The sequence below is a fragment of the Rhizobium sp. AAP43 genome, assembly GCF_001296045.1.
Classification (GTDB): domain Bacteria; phylum Pseudomonadota; class Alphaproteobacteria; order Rhizobiales; family Rhizobiaceae; genus Allorhizobium.
This window is the reverse complement of the sequence record NZ_LJHS01000005.1, coordinates 230,477-252,536: the sequence shown is the minus strand read 5'-3', so window position 1 is coordinate 252,536 and position 22,060 is coordinate 230,477. Positions and strand designations below refer to the sequence as shown.

Below are 22,060 nucleotides of genomic sequence, written 5' to 3'. Positions count from 1 at the left end.
CCTTTCTCCCCGCCTGCGGGGAGAAGGTGCCGGCAGGCGGATGAGGGGCCATAATGCAAATCTGGAGTCCTTGATGACCGCAGCCGTCTCATTCACGAAGGTCTCGCGCCATTTTGGCAGCGTCAAAGCCGTCGACAGCGTCGACCTGACGGTCGCCCCGGGCGAGTTCTTTGCCATGCTCGGCCCGTCGGGCTCCGGCAAGACGACGTGTCTGCGCCTCATCGCCGGCTTCGAACAGCCGACCGATGGCCATATCGAGATCTTCGGTGAAACGGCCGAGGGCGTGCCGCCCTATCGCCGCAACGTCAACACGGTGTTCCAAGACTACGCCCTCTTCCCGCATCTGAACATCCTCGACAACGTCGCCTATGGCTTGATGGTCAAGGGCGTGGCAAAGGCCGAACGACATCGCGAAGCCGAAAAGGCGCTGGAAATGGTCAAGCTGCCCGGCTACGGCGCGCGCAAGCCGGGTCAACTTTCCGGCGGACAGCGCCAGCGCGTGGCGCTCGCCCGGGCGCTTGTCAACAAGCCCAAGGTCCTTCTGCTCGATGAACCGCTCGGTGCCCTCGATCTGAAGCTGCGCGAACAGATGCAGGAGGAGCTGAAAAGCCTGCAGCGCGCGCTCGGCATTACCTTTGTTTTCGTCACCCATGACCAGGGCGAGGCGCTCTCCATGGCCGACCGCGTCGCCGTCTTCAACGACGGCAAGATCGTTCAGGCCGGCACGCCGCACGAAATCTACAACCGCCCCCGCACCCGCTTCGTCGCCGATTTTGTCGGCTCTTCCAATGTGATCGCACCAGACGCCATGAAACTGCTGGGCGGCGAAGCCCGCTGGACGAGCCTGCGTCCGGAAGCCATCCGCATCGTCTCAGAAGGCGGCGTGGAGGCGACTGTCCGCTCCGCGAGCTTCCTCGGCGCCTCGACCAAGCTCTTTGTCGAAACGGCCGTTGCAGCACTCACCGTGTCGCTGCCCGCTGGCCAGACCGCACCGCAGACCCGCGAAAGCATCCGCATTGGGTGGTTGCCGTCTGACCCGCATTACATGGAGGCCGGCGCATGACGGCGGTCTCCGCATCGGCGATCACCCCTGGCCGTCAGGGCCTGATGGGGCGGCTCTCGGATCTGTTCTGGCGGAGGCCCAACCTGCTGCTGGTTCTGATGCTGGTGCCGCCCCTGCTCTGGCTTGGCATCGTCTATGTCGGCTCGCTGGTGGCGCTGCTCCTGCAGAGCTTCTTCTCGATCGACGAATTCTCCGGCCTGATCACCTACGAATTCACGCTCGCAACCTATGGCCAGCTGCTGCAACCGGCAAATTTCGACATCATCCTGCGCACGCTGCTGATGTCGGCTGCCGTTACCCTCGCCTCTGCCGTCATTGCCTTCCCGATCGCCTATTATGCCGCCCGCCACGCCAAGGGAAAATGGAAGGCCATCTTCTATCTCGGCATCATGCTGCCGCTCTGGTCGAGCTATCTGGTCAAAGTCTATGCCTGGAAGCTGATCCTTGCCAAGGAAGGCATCCTGACCTGGATCTTCGAAAAACTGCGCCTGACATGGCTGCTCGACGGCATTCTCGCCATCCCCGTCATCGGCGGCAATTCGCTGTCGATCAGCTATCTCGGCATCTTTATCGTCTTCGTCTATGTCTGGCTGCCCTTCATGATCCTGCCAATCCAGGCAGCGCTCGAGCGCGTGCCCGGCAACCTGATCGAAGCCTCGGGCGATCTTGGCGCCGATTCCGGCCAGACCTTCCGCCATGTGCTTTTCCCCCTGGCGCTCCCCGGCATTGTCGCCGGCTCGATCTTCACCTTCTCGCTGACCATGGGCGATTACATTATCCCGCAGATCGTCGGCACCTCGCGTCTCTTCATCGGCCAGGCCGTCTATGCCCAGCAGGGCACGGCGGGCAATATCCCGCTCGCCGCCGCTTTCTCGGTTGTGCCGATCGTCATCATGGGCATTTATCTGACCATCGCCAAACGCATGGGGGCCTTCGATGCGCTCTGATCGTTCCCAGTCCGCAGGCCTTTCGCTCAAGATCGCCGCAGGCTTCGGCCTTGCCTTCCTGCACCTGCCGATCCTTTTGATCTTCGTCTATGCCTTCACCACGGAGGAAAAGAGCTTCCAGTGGCCGCCGCCGGGCTTCACGATGAAATGGTTCGCCGTCGCCTGGAACCGCCCCGACATCTGGGAAGCGCTTGGCCTTTCGGTCAAGGTCGCGAGCATTGCCACCGTCATCGCGCTTGTGCTCGGCACACTTGCCGCCGCTGCCGTCGCCCGGACAAAATTCTTCGGTCGGGAGGTGATCTCGCTGCTCGTCATCCTGCCGATCGCCCTGCCCGGCATCATCACCGGTATTGCGCTGCGCTCGGCTTTTTCGTTGGCGGATATCCCGTTTTCGGTCTGGACGATCATTCTCGGCCACGCCACTTTCTGCGTCGTCGTCGTCTATAACAATGCGGTGGCCCGCTTCCGCCGAACCTCCGGCTCGCTGATCGAGGCCTCGATGGATCTCGGTGCCGATGGTTTTCAGACCTTCCGGCACGTCATCCTGCCGAACATTGCAACAGCCTTGCTCGCCGGCGGCATGCTCGCCTTTGCACTGTCGTTTGACGAAGTCATCGTCACCACATTTACTGCCGGCCAGCAGACGACCCTGCCCATCTGGATGCTCGAAGAACTGATCCGCCCCCGCCAGCGCCCGGTGACCAATGTCGTCGCAATGGTCGTGGTCATCGTCACCTTCCTGCCAATCCTGGCGGCCTATTACCTGACCCGCGATACCGACCAGATCGCCGGCAGTGGCAAATGAACAACCGGCACCGCCTCTTCTAAACGGGCGCCGTCCCAAATGAAGTCTGATAAAAGGGAGAACGACATGGACACCCAGATGCTGATCGGCGCGAGCTTCGAAGCCGGAACAGAGACGGACGAGAAAATCCTCAATCCGAAGACGGGCGAGGTCATTATCGACCTACCGGAAGCCTCGCTCGCCCAGGTCGAACAAGCCGTTGACGCTGCCGAAGGCGCTTTTGCCTCCTGGTCGCAGACCACCCCCGGCCAGCGCGCCGGCTATCTGCTCGCCATTGCCGATGCGATCGAAAAGGATGCCGCCGGCTTCGCCGCCCTTGAAAGCCTGAACTGCGGCAAGCCGATCAATGCCGTTTTGAACGATGAAATCCCGGCGATCGTCGATTGCTACCGCTTCTTTGCCGGTGCGATCCGCACGCTGCAGGCGCCGGTCTCGGGCGAATATCTGCCGGGCTTCACCTCGATGATCCGCCGCGACGCTGTCGGCGTCATCGGCTCGATTGCGCCGTGGAACTATCCGCTGATGATGATGGCCTGGAAGCTGGCACCGGCGCTGGCCGGCGGCAACACCATCGTCTTCAAGCCCTCCGAACAGACGCCGCTGACGGCGCTGAAACTCGCCAAGGTCATGGCCGAGATCCTGCCCGAGGGCGTGGTCAATGTCGTGCTCGGCCGCGGCGAAAGCGTCGGCAACGCGCTGATCAACAATCCGAAGATCCAGATGCTGTCGATCACCGGCGACATCGCCACGGGCAAGAAGGTGATGACCGCCGCTGCGAAGACGGTGAAGCGCACGCACCTGGAACTCGGCGGCAAGGCGCCTGTCATCATCCACGATGACGCCGATATCGACGCGGTTGTCGCCGCCATCCGCACCTTCGGTTATTACAATGCCGGCCAGGATTGCACCGCCGCCTGCCGCATCTATGCGGCTGACAAGATCTACGACCGTTTCGTCGCCGATCTCGCAAGCGCCGTATCGACGATCAAATTCAACCAGGCCGATGACGCGGAAAACGAGATCGGTCCGCTGATCTCCAAGCGCCAGCGCGACCGCGTCGAAAGCTTCGTAACGCGCGCTGCCGAACACAAGCACATGGAAGTCGTCACCGGCGGCAAGATCGGCTCGGACAAGGGCTTCTTCTACACGCCGACCGTCATTGCCGGCGCGACGCAAGACGACGAAATCGTCCGTCGCGAAGTCTTCGGCCCGGTGGTCTCCGTCACCCGCTTCTCAGACGCAGACCAGGCGGTCACCTGGGCAAACGACAGCGACTACGGCCTTGCCTCCTCGGTCTGGACCAAGGACATCTCCCGCGCCATGCAGACCGCCGCCAAGCTTCGCTACGGCTGCACCTGGATCAACACCCACTTCATGCTCTGCAACGAAATGCCCCATGGCGGCATGAAGCAATCCGGCTATGGCAAGGACATGTCGATCTACGCGCTGGAAGATTACACGACGGTGCGCCATGTGATGATCGCGCATTGAGAACAATGCGGGCGTCCGATGAACGCTATCCTCGTCCTCGGGCTTAACCCGGGGACGAGCAAGACGATCTCTCTGCCGTTTACCCTGACAGACCAAACCAGTGGCAACGGACCTCGCTCCTCCTTATCATAATGCCGAACGAGGAGAACGAGATGCGCTGCGAACAGAATCGCGTGAGATACAAGAGCACCAAGACCCTCATCGCGGCTGCCGCACTTCTCTGCACAACTCAACTGCTGCCCACCCCGGCACAAGCCCAGCAGCCGCAAGTCATCCCCGCCCCGAGCCTCGATGGCGGCAGTCAGATGATGGATACCTATCTCTGGCATGTCCGCGGCCTACCACCCGGCACACAGCTTTCTGTCCATACGGGAGCCGGCCCCAATTTTCGCGTCATCCACGCGCTTGAAGATGGCACCCCAATCGAACGCCTCTCCTGCAAGGACAGCCGTGGCGGCTACTGGTGCCGCATCGCCACCGTCACCCGCCCACGCATCTCAGGCTGGGTGGATGGTCGGTTTTTGCTGGAAGAACCGGGCTTCGCCCCACCAGAAGCGGATCGGAATGCACCGACCGATCCGGTCATCGTGATCGATCCGTTTGAGCGGCCACGGCGTCCGTGAACGATACGTTCCTGGATGCTCAATCCTCCCCTCGCCCCTCGGCAGGCCGATCCCGATCAAAGCGCTCGGCAACCGGAAACTCAGGCATCCAGCTTTCCCGCCGGATCGTCCAGAGCTCGTAGCTCGGCTGCAACACGTTAATATCGTCGAATGAGCCCACATGAAGCTCGACCTCATCTCCGCTGCGATTGAAGACACGCGAGCCGCAGACAGGACAGAAGAAGCGCCCGTCATACATCTGGGCTTCGCCGGTAATCCTCACCTGATTATCCCGATAGATCGCTGCGGCGTAAAAAAGGGCACCATGATACTTCCGGCAGTCAAGGCAATGGCAAATGCCGACGCGGTCTGGCTCGCCTTCGGCCTCGAACCGCACCTTGCCGCAGGCGCAGCCACCCGTAATGATCGCCATCTCTTTCCTCCCTCAGATAGGCGAACAGCCTAGCGAAAACGAAAATGGCCCGAGCTTTTGCTAGGGCCATTTCCAAACTCCAAATTGAGGGAACGGTTCCCCGACGATCAGGCAGCCAATGCCTTGGCAATCTGACCGCGCAGCGTGCCCAGATCCTTGGCGAAGCCGCGAATGCCTTCGGCGAGCTTTTCGGTCGCCATGGCATCTTCGTTCATCGCCCAGCGGAAGGCCTTTTCGTCGAGCGAGACATGCGGCTCGGCCTTGACGGTATCGGGCGACAGCGCGCGGGTGAGCGTGCCTTCAGCAGCATTCAGCTCGTCGAGCAGCTGCGGGCTGATGGTCAGGCGGTCGCAACCGGCCAGTGCTTCGATTTCGCCGGCATTGCGGAAGGAGGCGCCCATGACGATCGTGCCGATGCCGTTTGCCTTGTAATAGTTGTAGATCGAACGAACCGAGACGACGCCCGGATCGGTCTCGGAAGTGTAGTCCTCACCGGTCGACTTCTTGTACCAGTCGAGGATACGGCCGACGAAGGGCGAGATGAGGAAGACCTTGGCTTCGGCGCAGGCGATCGCCTGGGCCTTGGAGAAGAGCAGGGTCAGATTGCAATCTATGCCTTCCTTCTGCAGCACTTCGGCAGCGCGAATGCCTTCCCAGGTCGAGGCGAGCTTGATCAGGATGCGATCCTTCTCGATGCCGCGCTCCTTGTAGCCGGCAATGATCTGATGCGCCTTTTCGATCGAGGCCTTGGTGTCGAAGGAGAGATCGGCATCCACTTCGGTCGAGACACGGCCGGGCACCAGGGCTGCAAGAGCCGCGCCAACAGAAATCGCCATACGGTCAGCAATCGCGCCAATCACGGCATCATCCTGGCCGCCCTTGGTCTTGCCCCAGGTGATGGCTTCCTGGAAGGCATCCTTGAACGCATCGGTGCCGAGCGCCTTCAAAACGATCGAGGGATTGGTGGTGCAATCGACCGGCTTCAGACGGGCAACGGCCTCGATATCGCCGGTATCGGCGACCACGGTCGTCATGGAACGAAGCTGTTCGAGTTTCGAGGTCATCGCGAGATCCTTCGGCTGGACGAAAACAGGTTGCCGAGCGGCCCGAGCGGCCGATCGTGCTTGGCCAGACTATCGCCATCCGAAGGTGGCAAAGTCAAGACATCTGTTCTTACAATTTGACATAAGTATCATGAGAACGGATAGTGAGGCTCGGAAGTTCCACAATTCGAGAGAGATCTTGGCGAAGCTCAGACGCGATCATCACACGACGCTTACGGATGCCGGTTCACTCCGTATCCGCGCCGCATGGCTCTATTACAACGAGGGCCTGACGCAGAAAGACGTGGCTGACAGGCTGGGAGTCAGCCGGCAGACGGTGATCCGCATGCTTGAGGAGGCGCGCAAGCGTGCCGAAGTGCAGATCTGGATCAGCGAAGGCATGGCCGATAGCATCGATCTCGCGATCCGACTCGAGAAAGCCTACGGCCTCGACGAAGCCATCGTCGTGCCCTCGCCGGAAAAGACGGACGCCGACGCCATCGCCAAGGCCGTCGGTCTGGCGCTTGGCCAGTTCCTGACAGAGGCAATCACCGACGACATGACGATTGGTGTCGGCTGGGGCCGCACCATGACCGCCTCGCTGTCAGCCTTCCGCCCGCCGCGGCGGGAAAACTGCAAGGTGGTGTCCCTGCTCGGCGGCATTGTCGCCGTCCACCAGACCAACCCGATCGACTATACCTGGCGACTGGCAAGCCAGCTTGGCGCCGAATGCTACATGTTCCTTGCACCGCTGATGGTCGACAGCCTTGCAACGAAGAAGGCGCTGATCGAGCAATGCGGGTTGAAGACGCTTTATGACCTCGCCGAAAACCTCGACCTCGCGGTCGTGTCCTGCGGCGATATCGGACCGCACTCCACCTCTCTGTCGGAAGGCTTCATCAGCCATGAAACGCTGACAGAACTGGTGGACGCAGGATGCGTTTGCGACACCATGTTCAACTTCATCGACGAAGACGGAAATCCGGTTGCACACCCGATCAATGAACGGGCGATGGCGATTGATCTGGATACGCTGAAAAAGGCACAACACATCGTGATTGCGTCTGGCGGCGCGCATCGCGCCATGGCAATCCGCGCCACCATGCGCCGGATCGGCGGCAATACGCTGATCACGGATGAGGCGGCAGCACGGGAGTTGTTGGAGATGGTGCGCTAAAGTTGTTCTGGCCAGGCGCGTGCGCCATGCTGAACGAACAGGATCTCAATCTGGTTATCCTTCACCCGGTAGGCGACGACATATCCAAGGTCTGCTAGCACCAACTCGCGCGTACCATTAATCTCGCCCCTCCGCCCCATAAAGGCATTGGTCGCCAGCAATCGAGCCGTTCGTGAGTGTATTGCTCTCACGATACGCCCGGCAGCAACGGGGTTGCGTTCGAGCAGATAGTCGCCGATGGCCGCGAGTTCTTGAAGATAGCGTCGCGTCCAGACGATACGCATGGCCTCAAGGTGAACCGTACTTGTTCAACACGGCTTCGATCTCCGCATCGCTGGCAAATTCGCCGCGGTCGGCTTCAGCCACGGCTTCCAGAACACCGGATACCCACTGCTCCTGCCAGGCAAGCGAACGCCCTTGAGCCAGCGCATCCTCGACGATCTGGTCGCGGGACAAATCGCTCCGCTCCACCAGACTGTCGATCCGGCGGCTGATGTCATCAGGAATTTGAACCGTGTTGCGCATACGCCATCATCTCACAGCGGCGTTGTTTCGAAAAGCGCCCTTTCACCCAGTCGCTTGTCATCCCTTCCCGGCCTCCCAGCCAAGCATCGCCCGCTTGCGGGTCAGCCCCCAATGATACCCCGTCAAGGCACCACTCTTGCCGAGCGCCCGGTGGCACGGCACGACAAACGAGATCGGGTTGCGTCCGACGGCGGCGCCCACGGCACGGCTTGCGGTTGGCTGGCCGATTTTCTGGGCGATATCGGAATAGGTGACGGCCCGGCCGAGCGGGATCCCCAGGAGGCTTTGCCAGACGCGGATCTGGAAGTCGGAGCCGATCAGCACCACGCGCAAGGGCTCCTCTGCCGACCAGCGTTCGGGATGGAAGACGCGAGCCGCATAGGATGCGGTTGCCTCGCTATCCTCGACGTATTTGGCATTTGGCCAGCGGCGCGCCATGTCATCGAAACAGGCGGCCTCGCCACCCGTTTCCGCAAAGGCGAGGCCCGCCAGCCCGCGATCGGTGATCATGACCAGCGAAAGCCCAAAGGGCGATGGGTGATAGCCGTAGCGGATCGTGAGTCCAGCGCCGCGTGCCTTCCATTCACCCGGGCTCATCGCTTCATGCGTGACAAAGAGATCATGCAAGCGGCCTGGGCCGGAAAGACCGAGTTCGAGTGATGTCTCGAGCAGCGGCAGTTCCTCGCGACCGAGCAAGCGTTTGGCATGATCGAGCGTGACCGCCTGCAGGAAGGCCTTAGGTGAAAGGCCCGCCCAGCGGGTAAACGTTTTCTGCAATTGTGTCGGAGACTGCCCGAGCCGTTCGGCAATATCATCCAGTGACGGCTGGCTCTGGTAGTCGAGCGTCAGCATTTCGATCACCTGCCGCACGGTCTCGTAATCCGAGCCCTCAGGCGTGATGTCGGTCCCGCGGGACAGGTCGATCTGCTCGGCAAGTGTCATGGCGAAATCCTCTTCTCGTGAGGACTTCACCACAGGCTCAGGCCTGATACCACCCGTTTCTTGCGGTGGGTATCAGCCCAGATCAGATCCGTTGCTTGGCGGTCGCCAGTGCACACTTGAAGGCCTTGGAAAAGCTTTCCCGGTCATCCGGATTGAGGAACGAGCCGACATCGGTGATCAGCCCCTCGCCGGCAACGGTCATTGAGGTGATACCGAACTCCTCGTGCCGCTTGACGAAGAAGCGCGCCCAGAGCGTCTTGAACCGATGCTCCGTCATCCGCCCTGCCGGCGTGAACTTGCGAATCGACAGACTGGTGCGCGAGACGACAACCTCTTCGCGGGCACGGGCCGCGCGATAATTCAGCCAGAAAGCACCGTAGAGGAGCAGGAAATCAAGCCCGAAAAACAGTCCGATTGGCCAGGCACCCGTCGCCATGAAGAAAAGCGCATGGACAAGGCAGACCGTACCGGTAATCGCAAACAGCACCCGGTAGCCTTTTCGCCCCAGCGACCGGTAGGGCGTCAGTTCCGCTGCGAAAATCGGCTGGTCCGCCGCCTGCTCGAGATTGCCTTCCATTGCCCTGCCCGACTATAGGTTTTCCATGACTGATCAGAAGCCGAAATCCAGCGCCCAAACTTTGAAAAAGTCAAATCCAACGGCCCGTCGCAAGCCAGCGGCACGCCGTCGCACCGCTTATTCGAAGGCCGAGCTGGAAGAGATTTTCCGCCGCTTCTCGATCCAAAGGCCGGAGCCCAAAGGCGAGCTGGAGCACGTCAACCCCTTTACGCTTGTCGTCGCCGTGGCGCTTTCTGCCCAGGCAACCGACGCCGGCGTAAATAAGGCGACCCGCGCCCTCTTCAAGGTGGCCGATACGCCCGAAAAAATGCTGGCTTTGGGCGAGGAAAAGGTCCGGGAATACATCAAGACCATCGGGCTTTTTCGCAACAAGGCGAAGAACGTCATCGCGCTTTCCCAGAAACTGGTCGATGACTTCGGAAGCATCGTACCGCGCACCCGCGAGGAGCTGGTCACGCTCCCCGGTGTTGGGCGGAAGACAGCGAATGTCGTGATGTCCATGGCCTTCGGCATCCCGACCATGGCAGTCGATACGCATATCCTCCGGATCGGCAACCGCATCAAGCTCGCGCCGGGCAAGACACCGGACGAGATCGAGGACACCCTGATGCAGATTGTCCCGAAGCAGTATCTCTTCCATGCCCATCATTGGCTGATCCTGCATGGCCGTTACTGTTGCAAGGCGCGCAAGCCCGAATGTGAGCGCTGCGTGATTGCCGATATCTGCAAATCGCCGGAAAAGACCGTCGATGTGCCAGCCCCGCTGGTCGAGCTGCCTCAGCAGATGATCGGCGTCAGTGAATGATGGCAGCCGGCGCGGGCGTCAACGACTGACCGCGGTGGCTCCCACGCCCACATCCCGGCGGCTAAGCGCCTTGTGCAGATGCACCATAAGCCCGGCTGCAAAAAGCGGCGTCAAAAGGTTGAGGATCGGCACGGCGAGAAAGCCGGCAATCACGAGACCCGCAAGAAAGACGGTGCTCGAATGCTTGGCCCGGTAACGCTTGGCATCTTCGACACTGCGCAAACGCATGGCGGCAAACTCGAAGAATTCGCGACCCAGCAGATAGCCGTTGACCAGGAAAAAGGCGATGATGTTGATGCCGGGGATGAACAGCAGCATCAGCGCAACGAGATTGCCGATGATCACAACGCCGAAGAACTTGATCGAGGCAATGATCGCCTCCCCCATCGGCATGGCCTTGCCCGGCGGGTCGTTCGGATAGTCGCGCTTCTCGACCACTTCAGCGACATCGTCGAGAAAGAGACCGGCCACAATCGCCGTCACGGGCGAAAGCAGAAGTGCCAGACCAAGCGCAAGGCCGATGCTGGCCAGGATCCCGAAGACCAATGTCAGCCAGCCGGCCCAGGCCGGAAGCTCCGGAATGAAGCCTTCGACGGTCGGCATGATGAAGGCCATGAAGCTTTCGCGCAGACCAAACCACAGTCCGATCAAAACCAGGATGGTGAGCCCGAGTGTCTTCCAGAAGGCAGATCTCGTTTCCGGGGCAAAGAGATTGCGCAGGGACATGAGCGCGGCATCAAAGATCATCAGGGGCTCCTTCGGCTTTCGCCTGATGTAGTGCCACGCATCCACCGCTGCAATGCGAGCGCATCACAGACGATAAAGCCCCGGCCGCCGATCGGTGAGATAGGGATTTTGCGCCCGTGCCTCGTCATAGGCGGCCGGGTTGACCTCGGCGACAAGCAGCGTTTCCATCATGCCGGCCCGTGCAAGCTCGTCACCATCAGGCCCGAGAATCACGGATCGGCCGCCATAGGAGAGTTCGTTTTCCGTCCCGCAGAGATCGGCATAGACCAGAAAGACCCCGTTTTCGAAGGCCCGTGCCGGCACCACGATATCGGCAACGCGCCGGCTGATCAGCCCCTGCGGCAAGGCGGTCGGAACGAGGACCAGTTCGGCGCCCGCAAGGGCCAGTGTCCGCACATTTTCCGGAAACTCGACATCGTAGCAGATCAGCATGCCGGTCTTGATACCGTTGAGGTCGAACACCTGCGGCGGCTCTGAGCCGGGTTTGAAGGCTGCCCGCTCCCCTTCGCCGTAGAGATGGCTCTTGCGATAGAATTCAGCGCTTCCATCCGGCCGGACCAGAACCGAGGAATTGTAAACATGGGCGCCGTCGCGCTCCGGAAATCCGGCGCAGATGGCCAGTCCGCAGTCTGCGGCGATCTCGCGCAAGGCCTCCATGATCGGCCCATCCCGCCCTTCGGCAAGCGATGCAAAGCCGGCACCCTGGGCATAACCGCTGATCCCGAGTTCAGGCGTCACCAGAAGATCAGCCCCCATTTCGGCAGCGGCCATCGCAGCCCTTGCGATCTTTCCGATATTGCCGGGAACATCGCCGGAAAGCGGCTGCATCTGGTAAAGCGAAATGAGCATTTCAACACCTGTCGACCTTGTGAACGGGTGTTGGCAGGTTAGAACCGCTTCAAGGGTCGAGGCAAGCGGCAACTCCAAGACACAAGGCAAAGACGACGGTTGCGGATCTCCGTTGCCTTTCCCGCAGCGGACCTTATCTTGGGTGTATGAAATCTATGTCCTGCCTGGAATGGCCGTAATGGTCTGGATCGCCGCGGCAACCATTGCCGTCCTGCTGGCTGCCTTGCTTTTGAAAAGGCGCCCCCTGGCGATCGGGGTCGCGGCAGTGATTGCCGTGATCGGCGCAATCGTCTGGTTTTTCAGCGACGGCCAATCCCGGCTTCAACGCGCTGAGATGACCGCCGTGACGGTCAGCGTGGCTGCCAACAACAAGACATGCGCCAACCCGGATCGGCCGATTGCCGCAACCTTCACCAACACCTCAGACCAGACGGTAAACCGCCTGTCCTTCGACCTGGTTGGACGACCACTGGGGAAAACGGATATCGCCTATCGTGGCTTCCTGCGCGACGAACAGGTCATCGCGCCCGGCGATACGGTCACCCGGTGCTACGCGTTACTCTTCCACGCCTTTGCCCACCCCCGCCCCGAAATCATCGACGCGACGAAATACGAGTGGAGCGCCCATGTGACGCTCGTCGGCTTCGGTCAGCCGCCTTCCAGTTGAGGGGCCGAGCGCCCCCCAATACGAGTCAGCGGGCGACATTCACATCTGAACCAGATGCCCCTCGGCCACTTCGCGATATTTTCGCACAGGCGGCTCATAACCGAGCGGGCGGATCGGGCTCTTGATCTCGTCGGTCGCAAGATTGCGCTTAAGCTTGCGACGTGCGGGATCCGGCACCGGCACTGCCGCCATCAGCTTTTTGGTATACGGATGCTGCGGATTGTCGAACACCGCCTGACGCGGTCCGATCTCGACGATCTCGCCGAGATACATGACCGCCACACGATGGCTCACACGCTCCACCACGGCCATGTCGTGGCTGATGAACAGATAGGCGAGGTTGAGGCTCTGCTGCAATTCGAGCAGCAGATTGCAGACCTGCGCCTTGATCGAGACGTCGAGTGCCGACACGGCCTCGTCCGCAACGATGATCTTCGGGTCGAGCATGAGGGATCGAGCGATCGCCACACGCTGGCGCTGGCCGCCGGAGAACTCATGCGGATAGCGTGACATGAACTCGGCGCTGAGACCGACCCGTTCGAGCAGGTCGGCCGCCTTGTCGCGCGCCTGTGCCTTTGTGCCCAACTGATGTTCGATGAAGGGTTCCATCACCGCCTGGCCGACGCTCATCCGCGGATCGAGGCTGGCAAACGGGTCCTGGAAAACCATCTGGATGCTTCGACGCATGCGCCGCAACGAAGCCTCGTCGAGCCGGCGCACATCATAGCCATCCACCGAGATCTGACCGGATGTCGGATTGACCAGCCGCGTGATCGAACGCCCGGTCGTCGACTTGCCGCAACCGGATTCGCCGACCAGCGAAAGCGTTTCGCCGGGGCGAAGGTCGAAGGACACGTTTTCGACCGCATGCACGGCACCACTCCTGCGGCCCAGCAGCCCTGAGCGGATATCAAAGCGAGTGGTGAGGTTCTTGACCTCCAGAAGCGGCTGATTGCCCTTTTGCGGCGGCGCGGTTTCAGCCTCTGCAACAAGCGTTTCGCCTGTCTTGATATCGATGACCGGAAACCGCATCGGATTGTCGCGTCCGCCCATCGAGCCGAGCTTGGGCACGGCTGACAGAAGCGCCCGCGTATAGGGATGCTGACCACGATTGAAAATGTCGTCGGTCGTGCCGGTTTCCACTGCCTCGCCGCGGAACATGACCACGGTGCGGTCGGAGACTTCAGCCACCACGCCCATGTCATGGGTGATGAACAGAACCGCCATGCCCTCCTCGTCCTGAAGCGTCTTGATCAGGTCGAGGATCTGGCCCTGGATGGTGACGTCGAGCGCGGTCGTCGGCTCATCCGCGATCAGGAGCTTGGGCCGGGAGGCAAGCGCCATGGCAATCATCACGCGCTGGCGCATGCCGCCGGAAAACTGGTGCGGATATTCGTCGAAGCGGTTCTTCGCATTGGGGATTCGCACACGGTCAAGCAGTCGCAAGACCTCCGCCTTCGCGTCCGCCGCCGGGATGTCGCGGTGGCAGGTGATGGCTTCCGCGATCTGCTTGCCGATCGGGAAGATCGGGTTGAGCGAGGTCATCGGCTCCTGGAAGATCATCGAGATCTGGTTGCCGCGCACCTGCCGCATCTGCTCGCGGTCGAGTGTCAGGAGTTCACGTCCCTCGAGCTTGACGCTGCCCTCGATACGGCTGGTCGTCTCCGACAGAAGCCGCATGATCGAGAGCGAGGTAACGCTTTTGCCTGATCCCGATTCCCCGACGATCGCCACCGTTTCGCGTGGCGCGATATCGAGGTTCATGCCCCGCACGACCGATCGCCACTCTGTCCCGATGCGGAAGGAGGTCGTGAGGTTACGCACCGAGAGCACTGGTGCCGCGCTCGTCTCTTTTCCCTGTTCCACCGCTGCCATATCCCGTTCCCCTGTTTTTATGTCGTCGAGATCTGGTTGAAATGTCAGGCTGCGAGTGCCGTCTCCGCAAGCGTCACCCAGTAGCTGATGCCGTAGGGGATCGCCTCGTCGTTGAAGTCATAGGCCGAGTTGTGCAGGTTGGCCGTCTCGCCATTGCCGATGAAGACGAAGGAGCCCGGCCGCGCCTCCAGCATGTAGGAGAAATCCTCAGCACCCATGGCAGGCGGGAATTCGTCGCTGACAGCCTGGGGTCCGGCGACCTTTCGCATGACGTCAAGCGCAAATTCGGTTTCGGCCGCGTGGTTGAAGGTAACGGGATAGCCGCGATGATAGGAGACGGTGGCCCTTGCCCCCATCGCCATAGCCACACCGGTGGCAATCTCGTTGATCCGGGTTTCTGCCATGTCGCGCAGCTCCGGCAGCAGCGTGCGCACCGTGCCCGAAAGCTTCACGCCGTCCGGGATGACGTTATAGGCATCGCCGCCATGGATTTTGGTGACGGTGACGACCACCGACTTCAAAGGATCGGTTTCGCGCGCTGCGATCGACTGCAGGGCGACGACGACCTGCGCCGAGGCCAGCACCGGATCAACACTTTTGTGTGGCTGGGCCGCATGGCCGCTGCGGCCGTGGATCTCGATGTCGAACTGGTCGGCCGCCGCCATCACCGAGCCCTTGCGGGTGGCAAACGTGCCGACGGCCATGCCCGGATGATTGTGCATGCCATAAACTTCCGAGATGGCGAACTCTTCCATCATGCCGTCGGCGACCATTTCCCGGGCGCCACCGCCACCCTCTTCCGCCGGCTGGAAAATGACCGCGATCGAGCCCTTGAAATTGCGCGTCTCGGCCAGATGCTTGGCTGCACCGAGCAGCATGGCCGTATGCCCATCGTGACCGCAGGCATGCATCTTGCCGGGGGTCTTCGACGCCCAGGCCTTGCCCGACATTTCATGGATCGGCAGGGCATCCATGTCGGCGCGGAACCCGACGACCGGACCCTCACCACGGCTGCCCTTGATGATGCCGACGACGCCCGTGCGGCCGATGCCGGTTTTCACCTCGTCACAGCCGAACTCCTTCAGCTTGTCCGCAACGAAGGCGGCTGTGGCATGCACATCGAACAGCAGTTCCGGATGCTGGTGGATATGCCGCCGCCATTCGGCGACCTCCGGCTGCAGCTCGCTGGCACGATTGATCACTGGCATAAAGGACCTCTTTTTGTCGTTGTTCCCCGCAGGATTTGGGGCATACTGTTTCCGCGAATTCACACTTTGGCAACCCGCAATTTTCGCTGTTGCATCAAAATTGGGCTCATGCTTACATGGCCCAAATTTTAGACAGCCCGACAGAGCGCGCCTTTGTCCGGGGCGCGCAGCGCGCACGCTTCATCCCTGCATTTTCTCAAAAAATTTGAATAATACCAAGATGATAGGTGGTTGACATTTGGTGCATCCGCTGGCCACATCTCGCTCCGGTGGATAAAACGACACCGTGCTCCAAACAATAATAAATGGGGAATGAGCTGATGAAGACACGCACACTGATGCTGGCGGCCTCGGCAGCCGCCTTCGCCCTGTCGGGCGCGCCGGCCATGGCCGAACGCGGCACGGACGGCGATCTGAAGATCATCTTCTGGCAGGCCGTTTCGACGATGAACCCGTATCTTTCGGGTGGCACCAAGGAAGTCTACGCGGCGTCCATGGTCATCGAACCGCTGGCCCGCTATGACGAGACCGGCGCGCTGGTGCCCATGCTCGCCGCCGAAATTCCGACCGTCGAGAACGGTGGCGTCGCAGCCGACCTGAAGAGCATCACCTGGAAGCTGAAGCCCGACCTGAAGTGGTCCGACGGCTCCGCCGTAACAGCCGAAGACGCAATCTTCACCTGGAAATATTGCACGGCGCCGGACGGCGGCTGCGCGCAAGGGGCTTATTTCGAAGGCGTGACCAATGTCGAGGCGATCGACGCCTCCACCATCAAGGTCTCCTTTGCCGATCCCAAGCCCTATCCCTACAGCGCCTTTGTCGGCGCACAGGCCCCGATCATCCAGGCGGCCCAGTTCAAGGATTGCCTCGGCATCAAGGCGCCGGAATGCACCTCAGCCAACTTTGGCCCGATTGGTACCGGTCCCTTCGTCGTCAAGGAGTTCAAGCCGAACGACGTCGTCACCTTCGAAGCCAACAGCAATTATCGCGATGCGGCCAAGCCGGCTTTCGCCTCGGTCACCCTGAAGGGTGGCGGTGACGCGGCGTCTGCAGCCCGCTCGGTTCTTGAGACCGGCGAATTCGACTATGCCTGGAACATGCAGGTCGAACCTGAAATCCTCGAACAGATGATGGCTGCCGGCAAGGGCAAGATCGAAGTCGCCTTCGGCACCCAGGTCGAACGTATCGACATCAACCCCTACGGCGTCGACCCCTCGCTCGGCGACAAGCGCTCGACCAAGGAAGCTGGCCCGCATCCGGCGCTGTCTGATCCGGCTGTGCGCCGCGCGCTGTCGATCGCCATTGACCGCGAGATCATCGATGAGGCCGGCTACGGCCCGAACGGTCAGCCCACCTGCAACATCCTGCCCGCTCCGGACATCTATGTCTCGACCGCCGTCGACTGGTGCCTGAAGCAGGACGTTGAAGGCGCCAACAAGCTGCTCGACGATGCCGGCTGGAAGATGGGCTCGGATGGCATCCGCGAAAAGGATGGCGTCAAGCTCTCCTTCCTCTACCAGACCTCGACCAACTCCGTTCGCCAGGGCACCCAGGCGCTGGTCAAGGACATGTGGAGCCAGATCGGCGTCTCCGTCGAACTGCGCAACATCTCGGCCTCCGTCTTCTTCGGTGGAGATCCGGCCTCTCCGGACACCTTCCAGAAGTTCATGGCCGACATCCAGATGTACACCAACAACTTCGACGGCACCGACCCGGAGAAGTACATGGCCGGCTGGATGTGCGACAAGATCCCGAGCCCGGCCACCGGCTGGCAGGGGGAGAACATCGTCCGCTATTGCAACCCGGAATATGATGCACTCGTGAAGGAACTCGGCAAGACCGGCAAGCTGGAAGATCGCGCCGTCATTGCCAAGAAGCTGAACGACATGCTCTCCAACGATGTCGCCCAGATTCCGCTTATCCATCGTGGCCAGCCCTCGGCTGTCAACAACACGCTGCTGGGCGTCAAGATGAACGCCTGGGACTCGGAGCTCTGGAACGTCGCCGACTGGTCGCGCGCGAAGTAATGCCACCGTGGCTGGGTCCGTCGCTTGCGGCGGCTCCAGCCACAGCCTCTTCGCCGACAGTCTGGAGACCCACCGATGTTTACCTTCACCGTCCGGCGGCTGCTGTTCGCAGTGCCGACGCTACTGGCCATCAGTTTCATTATCTTTGCCCTGCTCGACCTGTCCCCGGGCGATCCCTTGAGCGACCTGCCACTGACCATTCCGCCGGAAGTGCGTGAACAGATCCGGCTGGCCATGGGCCTCGATCAGCCCTTCTTCATCCGCTACATGAAATGGCTGCAGCAGTTCTTCATCAATGAACCGCTCAACATCTTCGAACAATTGACCGGGCTCACCATCGGCACCGGAGAGCGCATGCGGGTTCTGTCCTGGGCAACCCGCAGCCCCGTGGTCGATCTTATCGTCCAGCGCCTGCCCCAGACGCTCTGGGTGGTTGGCCTGTCCTATCTCTTCGGTGTGCTGCTGGCGATCCCGATCGGCGTCATCTCCGCCTATCGGCAATATTCGCTCTTCGACCAGATCGGCACCTTCGTTTCGATGGTCGGCTATTCGGTGCCGACCTTCTTCACCGGCGTGCTCTTGATCGTCGTGTTTTCCTCCTGGCTGCAGTGGTTCCCGTCGATCTATGATACCACGCTGGTGGTCGACAGCTGGGGAACCTTTCTCCTCCAAGTGAAGCAGATGTTCCTGCCCGTGCTGGTGCTGACGCTGTACAACGTCTCGCAGATCAGCCGCTTCGTCCGGGCTTCCATGCTCGACAACCTCCACATGGATTATGTGCGCACAGCACGTGCCAAGGGTGTGAAGGAAAAGATCGTGCTCCTCGTGCATGTGCTGCGCAACAGCCTGATCCCGGTGGTCACCGTGATTGCGCTCGGCGTGCCCACTATCTTCTCCGGTGCCATTATCACCGAGCAGGTGTTCCGGGTGAACGGGCTCGGCCAGCTGCTGATCACCGCGATCCAGGGCGCTGACATCCCGCTCGTCCAAACGCTGACCTTCATCTTCGCGATCCTGATCGTGCTCTTCAACCTGATTGCCGACGTTCTCTACGGCATACTCGATCCGAGGATCCGCTATGAGTGACGCCACGCTTTCCCCCGCCGCAACGGCAGCACCCGCCCCACAGACAAGGAGCAAAAGCGGTGGCTTCTGGTCTCAGCTCTGGCGACAATTCCGCGCCCACAAGGGCGGTGTGGCTGGCCTCATCGTCTTCATCTTCATTCTTCTGGCGGTCTTCATCGGCCCGTATATCCACACGATCGACCCGAACAAGATCGACATCAAGGCGAAGAACCAGGGCCCGTCGCTCCTGCATCCGTTTGGCACGGACAATCTTGGCAAGGACATGCTTGCTCAAGTGCTTGCCGGCGGTCAGATCTCGCTCGCTGTCGGCATGACCGCAATGGCCTTAGCGCTGCTCGTCGGCACTCTCGTCGGCGTGCTCTCGGGCTATTCCCGCAAGCTCGACGGCCCGCTGATGCGCATGACCGACCTCTTCCTGGCCCTGCCGCTCCTGCCGCTGCTGCTCGTGATCATCATGCTCTTCCGCGATACGCTGCGGGCGGCCTTCGGACCCGAGACCGGTATCTTCATCCTGATCGTCTTCGTCATCGGCATCACCAGCTGGATGCACACCGCCCGCATCGTCCGCGGCGATGTTCTGGCGATCAAGAGCCAGGAATTCATCCTGGCGGCCAAATCGAGCGGCATGCGCGAATATCGCATCATCCTCAAGCACATCCTGCCCAATGTGATGTCCTCGATCATGGTCTCGGCCACACTCGGCATCGCCACCGCCATCATCACCGAATCCGCCCTCTCCTTCCTCGGCCTTGGCTTCCCGCCCGACTTCCCCACCTGGGGCCGCCTCCTCTTCGACGGCGCCAACTTCCTGCAGATCAACCCATCCCGCGTCCTCTGGCCGGGTCTGGCGATCTCGCTGACGGTGTTGAGCGTGAATTACATCGGCGATGCGATCAGGGATGCACTGGACCCGAAGGCAGTGAAGCATTGAGGAGATGAGGGAGGTGAGGGAAAGCGTCCCTCACCGCCCCAGAAACCACCGTGCTGCAAACCAGCTGCCACAGGCCCAGACCGTGCCAGCGGCCCAGCCGCCCAGCACGTCAGTCGGGTAGTGCACGCCGAGATAGATCCGGCTGAGGCCGATGATCAGGGTGAGGAAAACGGCGACAAGCGGAAAGAAATAGCGCAGAAGGCGGCGGTCTTCGAGGCGCGAGAGCAGTGCACCGAGCGTCAGATAGGTGATGGCGGACAGCATCGCATGGCCGCTCGGGAAGGAGAGGTCCGTCACTTCGACGAGATGCTGCACGACCTCCGGTCGGGGTCTCGCAATACCGATCTTCATCGCGCTGCTCACAGCCCAGCCGCCGAGGATGGAGACGGTGACGAAGATTGCGGTTCGGTAGGATCGGCGCAGGATCAGGTAGATGACGACGAGCGATGTCAGCAGCGACAGGACCGTGATCCCACCAAGCGCCGTAATGTCCGTCACCACCTTGGTCAGCCATGCAGGGCCAATCGGCAGGCCGACATCCGAGGCATCGCGCAGCATCAGAAGCACGCTCTCATCAAAAGCCCGCGTCTCGCCTTCGAGGATCTCGTCGGTCAGGGCAAAAAGGCCATAGGCGAAGAGGGCGGCCACAAGCGCGGTGAGCCAGACACGATATTCGGTGCCGGAAACATAGCGCGTAAAGCGTGTCCTCAGAGGCTCGAGGGGGCGCAGGAGCCGGTGCTGGTCTTGCTCGGTCAAGGTCAAGGTCTTTCGTTGAAACAGATCGGGCAATGCTTCAGATGGGGTCGCACCGACGGCGCGTCAATCCGCAAAGGCGGCGCGTTGTTCCCGGAAAGAAGCTCCATGATGGGGCTTGATATCAACCACTTGCCCCTTCACTCTCCCCGCGCAATCCTTTGGGAGACACACCGCATGCCTCACGCCGCTCTGAACCTCCTGACAGATGTCGAGGGCCTCTCCGTTGGCCATGCCACGGATCTGGTCCTCGGCTCGGGCGTCACGGTGATCGTCTTCGATGAACCGGCAACCGCATCCGGCACCGTGCTGGGTGGCGCACCGGGTGGACGCGATACAGGCCTGCTTGACCCATCGATGACGGTGCAGCAGGTCGACGCCTTCGTGCTCTCGGGCGGCTCGGCCTTCGGGCTGGATGCCGCAGGCGGGGTGCAATCGGGGCTGAGGGCTGCGGGACGGGGCTTTGCCGTCGGGCCAGTGCGCGTGCCGATCGTCCCGCAGGCGATCCTGATGGATCTGTTGAACGGTGGCAACAAGGACTGGGGCCTGCATGCACCATATCGCGATCTCGGTTATGAAGCGTATCGGAACGCAGCCACAGGAGCCTTCCCGCTCGGCACCATCGGGGCGGGAACAGGCGCCACGACGGCAAATTTCAAGGGCGGCCTGGGCTCGGCCAGCGCCGTTTCCTCGACCGGGCACACGATCGCAGCGCTGGTGGCCGTCAATGCCATGGGCTCGGTGGTCATTGGCGACGGCCCGCAGTTCTGGGCAGCCAGCTTTGAGGAAAAGCAGGAATTCGGCGGCCTTGGCCAACCGAGCCACGTAAGCGCCGAAGACCGCGCCATGCGCATAAAGGGTCTGCGACTGACGGCGACGACCATCGGCGCGGTGGTGACCGATTGCACACTCTCCAAGGCGGAAACGCACCGGCTGTCGCTTTGCGCCCATGACGGCCTGGCCCGCGCCGTGCTGCCTGCCCACTTGCCCTCCGATGGCGACACGATGTTTGCCGCCTCGACGGGCAAGCGTGCGAGCAATGGTGCCGCCGATCTGATGGAACTCTGCCATCTGGCGACGCTGGTAACAGCGCGGGCAATTGCGCGCGGCGTGTTCGAGGCGGTGGCTTTGCCTTATCCGGATGCGATGCCGGCCTGGCGTGACAGGTGGGGGTGACGTCTTCTCACCCGCACCCCGAGGTGCCCGACTATGCCGGCCCTTGAAGGACGCAGGCCACTAGCCGGCCCCGTGCCGCCTCGCCCTCTGCCGACCGCGCAATGCGGGTGGCGGCTTCGAGGCACTTGCCGGCCAAGGTCACCTCGGCATGAGGGCATGACACGCACAGTACCCTGCCATTCTCCACAAAGGGCGAGCCCAATACTTTCGTCCCATCGCTCCTTGACCCAAGTCAAGGACAGCCCATGCTTCACCACAGAGATTGCCCACCAAGATTGGTCGTGCCTCTGAAGCAGACCAGTCGCAGGATGAACAGATCGTGGGAGGACGA

23 protein-coding genes are annotated in these 22,060 nt (G+C 61.4%); 12 read left to right on the top strand and 11 right to left on the bottom strand.

All coding sequences use genetic code 11. The features are described 5' to 3' along the window. Positions 1-73: 73 nt before the first annotated feature. The 5 genes from IP76_RS04705 (at position 74) to IP76_RS04685 (ending at position 4,929) form a co-directional block, all read left to right on the top strand. Positions 74-1,063: an ABC transporter ATP-binding protein gene (locus IP76_RS04705; protein WP_054157383.1), complete on the top strand. Its 990-nt coding sequence runs from the start codon at positions 74-76 to the stop codon at positions 1,061-1,063. After that, positions 1,060-2,010: an ABC transporter permease gene (locus IP76_RS04700; protein ID WP_054157024.1), complete on the top strand. Its 951-nt coding sequence runs from the start codon at positions 1,060-1,062 to the stop codon at positions 2,008-2,010. The genes IP76_RS04705 and IP76_RS04700 overlap by 4 nt, the downstream gene beginning before the upstream one ends. Further along, entirely contained in the window at positions 2,000-2,815 is an 816-nt protein-coding gene (locus tag IP76_RS04695; protein ID WP_054157023.1) for an ABC transporter permease, read from the top strand. The genes IP76_RS04700 and IP76_RS04695 overlap by 11 nt, the downstream gene beginning before the upstream one ends. Positions 2,816-2,881: 66 nt before the next feature. Further along, positions 2,882-4,306, top strand: coding sequence for a gamma-aminobutyraldehyde dehydrogenase (locus tag IP76_RS04690; RefSeq protein WP_054157022.1), 1,425 nt, complete (start codon positions 2,882-2,884; stop codon positions 4,304-4,306). 152 nt (positions 4,307-4,458) lie between these two features. Next, positions 4,459-4,929: an SH3 domain-containing protein gene (locus tag IP76_RS04685; protein ID WP_054157021.1), complete on the top strand. Its 471-nt coding sequence runs from the start codon at positions 4,459-4,461 to the stop codon at positions 4,927-4,929. 19 nt (positions 4,930-4,948) lie between these two features. Here IP76_RS04685 and IP76_RS04680 read toward each other — a convergent pair whose 3' ends face one another. Both IP76_RS04680 and tal read right to left on the bottom strand, forming a co-directional pair. Beyond that, entirely contained in the window at positions 4,949-5,341 is a 393-nt protein-coding gene (locus IP76_RS04680) for a GFA family protein (protein ID WP_054157020.1), read from the bottom strand. 107 nt (positions 5,342-5,448) lie between these two features. Then, positions 5,449-6,405 (bottom strand): transaldolase, encoded by a 957-nt coding sequence (gene tal, locus IP76_RS04675; protein ID WP_054157019.1) that lies wholly within the window; start codon positions 6,403-6,405, stop codon positions 5,449-5,451. Between the two features lie 178 nt (positions 6,406-6,583). Here tal and IP76_RS04670 point away from each other — a divergent pair, with 178 nt between their 5' ends. After that, complete coding sequence (locus tag IP76_RS04670) at positions 6,584-7,561, top strand: sugar-binding transcriptional regulator (protein ID WP_054157018.1); 978 nt, start codon at positions 6,584-6,586, stop codon at positions 7,559-7,561. Here IP76_RS04670 and IP76_RS04665 read toward each other — a convergent pair. From IP76_RS04665 to IP76_RS04650, 4 genes are all read right to left on the bottom strand, one after another. Then, positions 7,558-7,845, bottom strand: a complete 288-nt coding sequence (locus IP76_RS04665; RefSeq protein WP_054157017.1) for a type II toxin-antitoxin system RelE/ParE family toxin — start codon at positions 7,843-7,845, stop codon at positions 7,558-7,560. The genes IP76_RS04670 and IP76_RS04665 overlap by 4 nt on opposite strands. A 4-nt stretch (positions 7,846-7,849) precedes the next feature. After that, complete coding sequence (locus IP76_RS04660; RefSeq protein ID WP_054157016.1) at positions 7,850-8,086, bottom strand: ribbon-helix-helix protein, CopG family; 237 nt, start codon at positions 8,084-8,086, stop codon at positions 7,850-7,852. Positions 8,087-8,143: 57 nt separating this feature from the next. Then, positions 8,144-9,028, bottom strand: coding sequence for a bifunctional helix-turn-helix domain-containing protein/methylated-DNA--[protein]-cysteine S-methyltransferase (locus tag IP76_RS04655; RefSeq protein WP_054157015.1), 885 nt, complete (start codon positions 9,026-9,028; stop codon positions 8,144-8,146). A gap of 82 nt (positions 9,029-9,110) precedes the next feature. Further along, the gene (locus IP76_RS04650) at positions 9,111-9,605 is read right to left on the bottom strand and encodes a DUF2244 domain-containing protein (protein ID WP_054157014.1); all 495 of its coding nucleotides are present in this window, start codon (positions 9,603-9,605) and stop codon (positions 9,111-9,113) included. Between the two features lie 25 nt (positions 9,606-9,630). Between IP76_RS04650 and nth the strand changes: the two genes are divergently transcribed. Next, positions 9,631-10,410 (top strand): endonuclease III, encoded by a 780-nt coding sequence (gene nth, locus IP76_RS04645; protein WP_054157013.1) that lies wholly within the window; start codon positions 9,631-9,633, stop codon positions 10,408-10,410. A gap of 18 nt (positions 10,411-10,428) precedes the next feature. On the opposite strand, the gene IP76_RS04640 is transcribed toward nth, so the two are convergent. Both IP76_RS04640 and IP76_RS04635 read right to left on the bottom strand, forming a co-directional pair. Next, positions 10,429-11,157, bottom strand: coding sequence for a sulfate transporter family protein (locus IP76_RS04640; protein ID WP_054157012.1), 729 nt, complete (start codon positions 11,155-11,157; stop codon positions 10,429-10,431). A 63-nt stretch (positions 11,158-11,220) separates the two neighbouring features. Continuing rightward, positions 11,221-12,006 carry a carbon-nitrogen hydrolase family protein gene (locus IP76_RS04635; protein ID WP_054157011.1) on the bottom strand — a complete coding sequence of 262 codons (786 nt, stop codon included), beginning with the start codon at positions 12,004-12,006 and terminating at the stop codon, positions 11,221-11,223. Between the two features lie 178 nt (positions 12,007-12,184). Here IP76_RS04635 and IP76_RS04630 point away from each other — a divergent pair, with 178 nt between their 5' ends. Then, positions 12,185-12,673, top strand: a complete 489-nt coding sequence (locus tag IP76_RS04630) for a hypothetical protein (protein WP_054157010.1) — start codon at positions 12,185-12,187, stop codon at positions 12,671-12,673. Positions 12,674-12,712: 39 nt separating this feature from the next. On the opposite strand, the gene IP76_RS04625 is transcribed toward IP76_RS04630, so the two are convergent. Together IP76_RS04625 and IP76_RS04620 are read right to left on the bottom strand one after the other, a co-directional pair. Beyond that, positions 12,713-14,548 carry an ABC transporter ATP-binding protein gene (locus IP76_RS04625; protein WP_054157009.1) on the bottom strand — a complete coding sequence of 612 codons (1,836 nt, stop codon included), beginning with the start codon at positions 14,546-14,548 and terminating at the stop codon, positions 12,713-12,715. Between the two features lie 44 nt (positions 14,549-14,592). Next, the gene (locus IP76_RS04620; protein ID WP_054157008.1) at positions 14,593-15,756 is read right to left on the bottom strand and encodes a M20 aminoacylase family protein; all 1,164 of its coding nucleotides are present in this window, start codon (positions 15,754-15,756) and stop codon (positions 14,593-14,595) included. Between the two features lie 320 nt (positions 15,757-16,076). On the opposite strand from IP76_RS04620, the gene IP76_RS04615 reads away from it, so the two are divergent. From IP76_RS04615 to IP76_RS04605, 3 genes are all read left to right on the top strand, one after another. Continuing rightward, positions 16,077-17,783 (top strand): peptide ABC transporter substrate-binding protein, encoded by a 1,707-nt coding sequence (locus tag IP76_RS04615; RefSeq protein ID WP_054157382.1) that lies wholly within the window; start codon positions 16,077-16,079, stop codon positions 17,781-17,783. 75 nt (positions 17,784-17,858) lie between these two features. Continuing rightward, the gene (locus IP76_RS04610) at positions 17,859-18,869 is read left to right on the top strand and encodes an ABC transporter permease (RefSeq protein ID WP_054157007.1); all 1,011 of its coding nucleotides are present in this window, start codon (positions 17,859-17,861) and stop codon (positions 18,867-18,869) included. After that, on the top strand, positions 18,862-19,800 hold the full coding sequence (locus tag IP76_RS04605) for an ABC transporter permease (RefSeq protein ID WP_054157006.1): 939 nt from the start codon (positions 18,862-18,864) through the stop codon (positions 19,798-19,800). Before IP76_RS04610 ends, IP76_RS04605 begins: the two co-directional genes overlap by 8 nt. A gap of 30 nt (positions 19,801-19,830) precedes the next feature. On the opposite strand, the gene IP76_RS04600 is transcribed toward IP76_RS04605, so the two are convergent. Then, entirely contained in the window at positions 19,831-20,556 is a 726-nt protein-coding gene (locus tag IP76_RS04600) for a phosphatase PAP2 family protein (RefSeq protein WP_245281385.1), read from the bottom strand. Between the two features lie 174 nt (positions 20,557-20,730). On the opposite strand from IP76_RS04600, the gene IP76_RS04595 reads away from it, so the two are divergent. After that, the gene (locus IP76_RS04595) at positions 20,731-21,729 is read left to right on the top strand and encodes a P1 family peptidase (RefSeq protein WP_054157005.1); all 999 of its coding nucleotides are present in this window, start codon (positions 20,731-20,733) and stop codon (positions 21,727-21,729) included. Positions 21,730-22,060 lie beyond the last annotated feature (331 nt).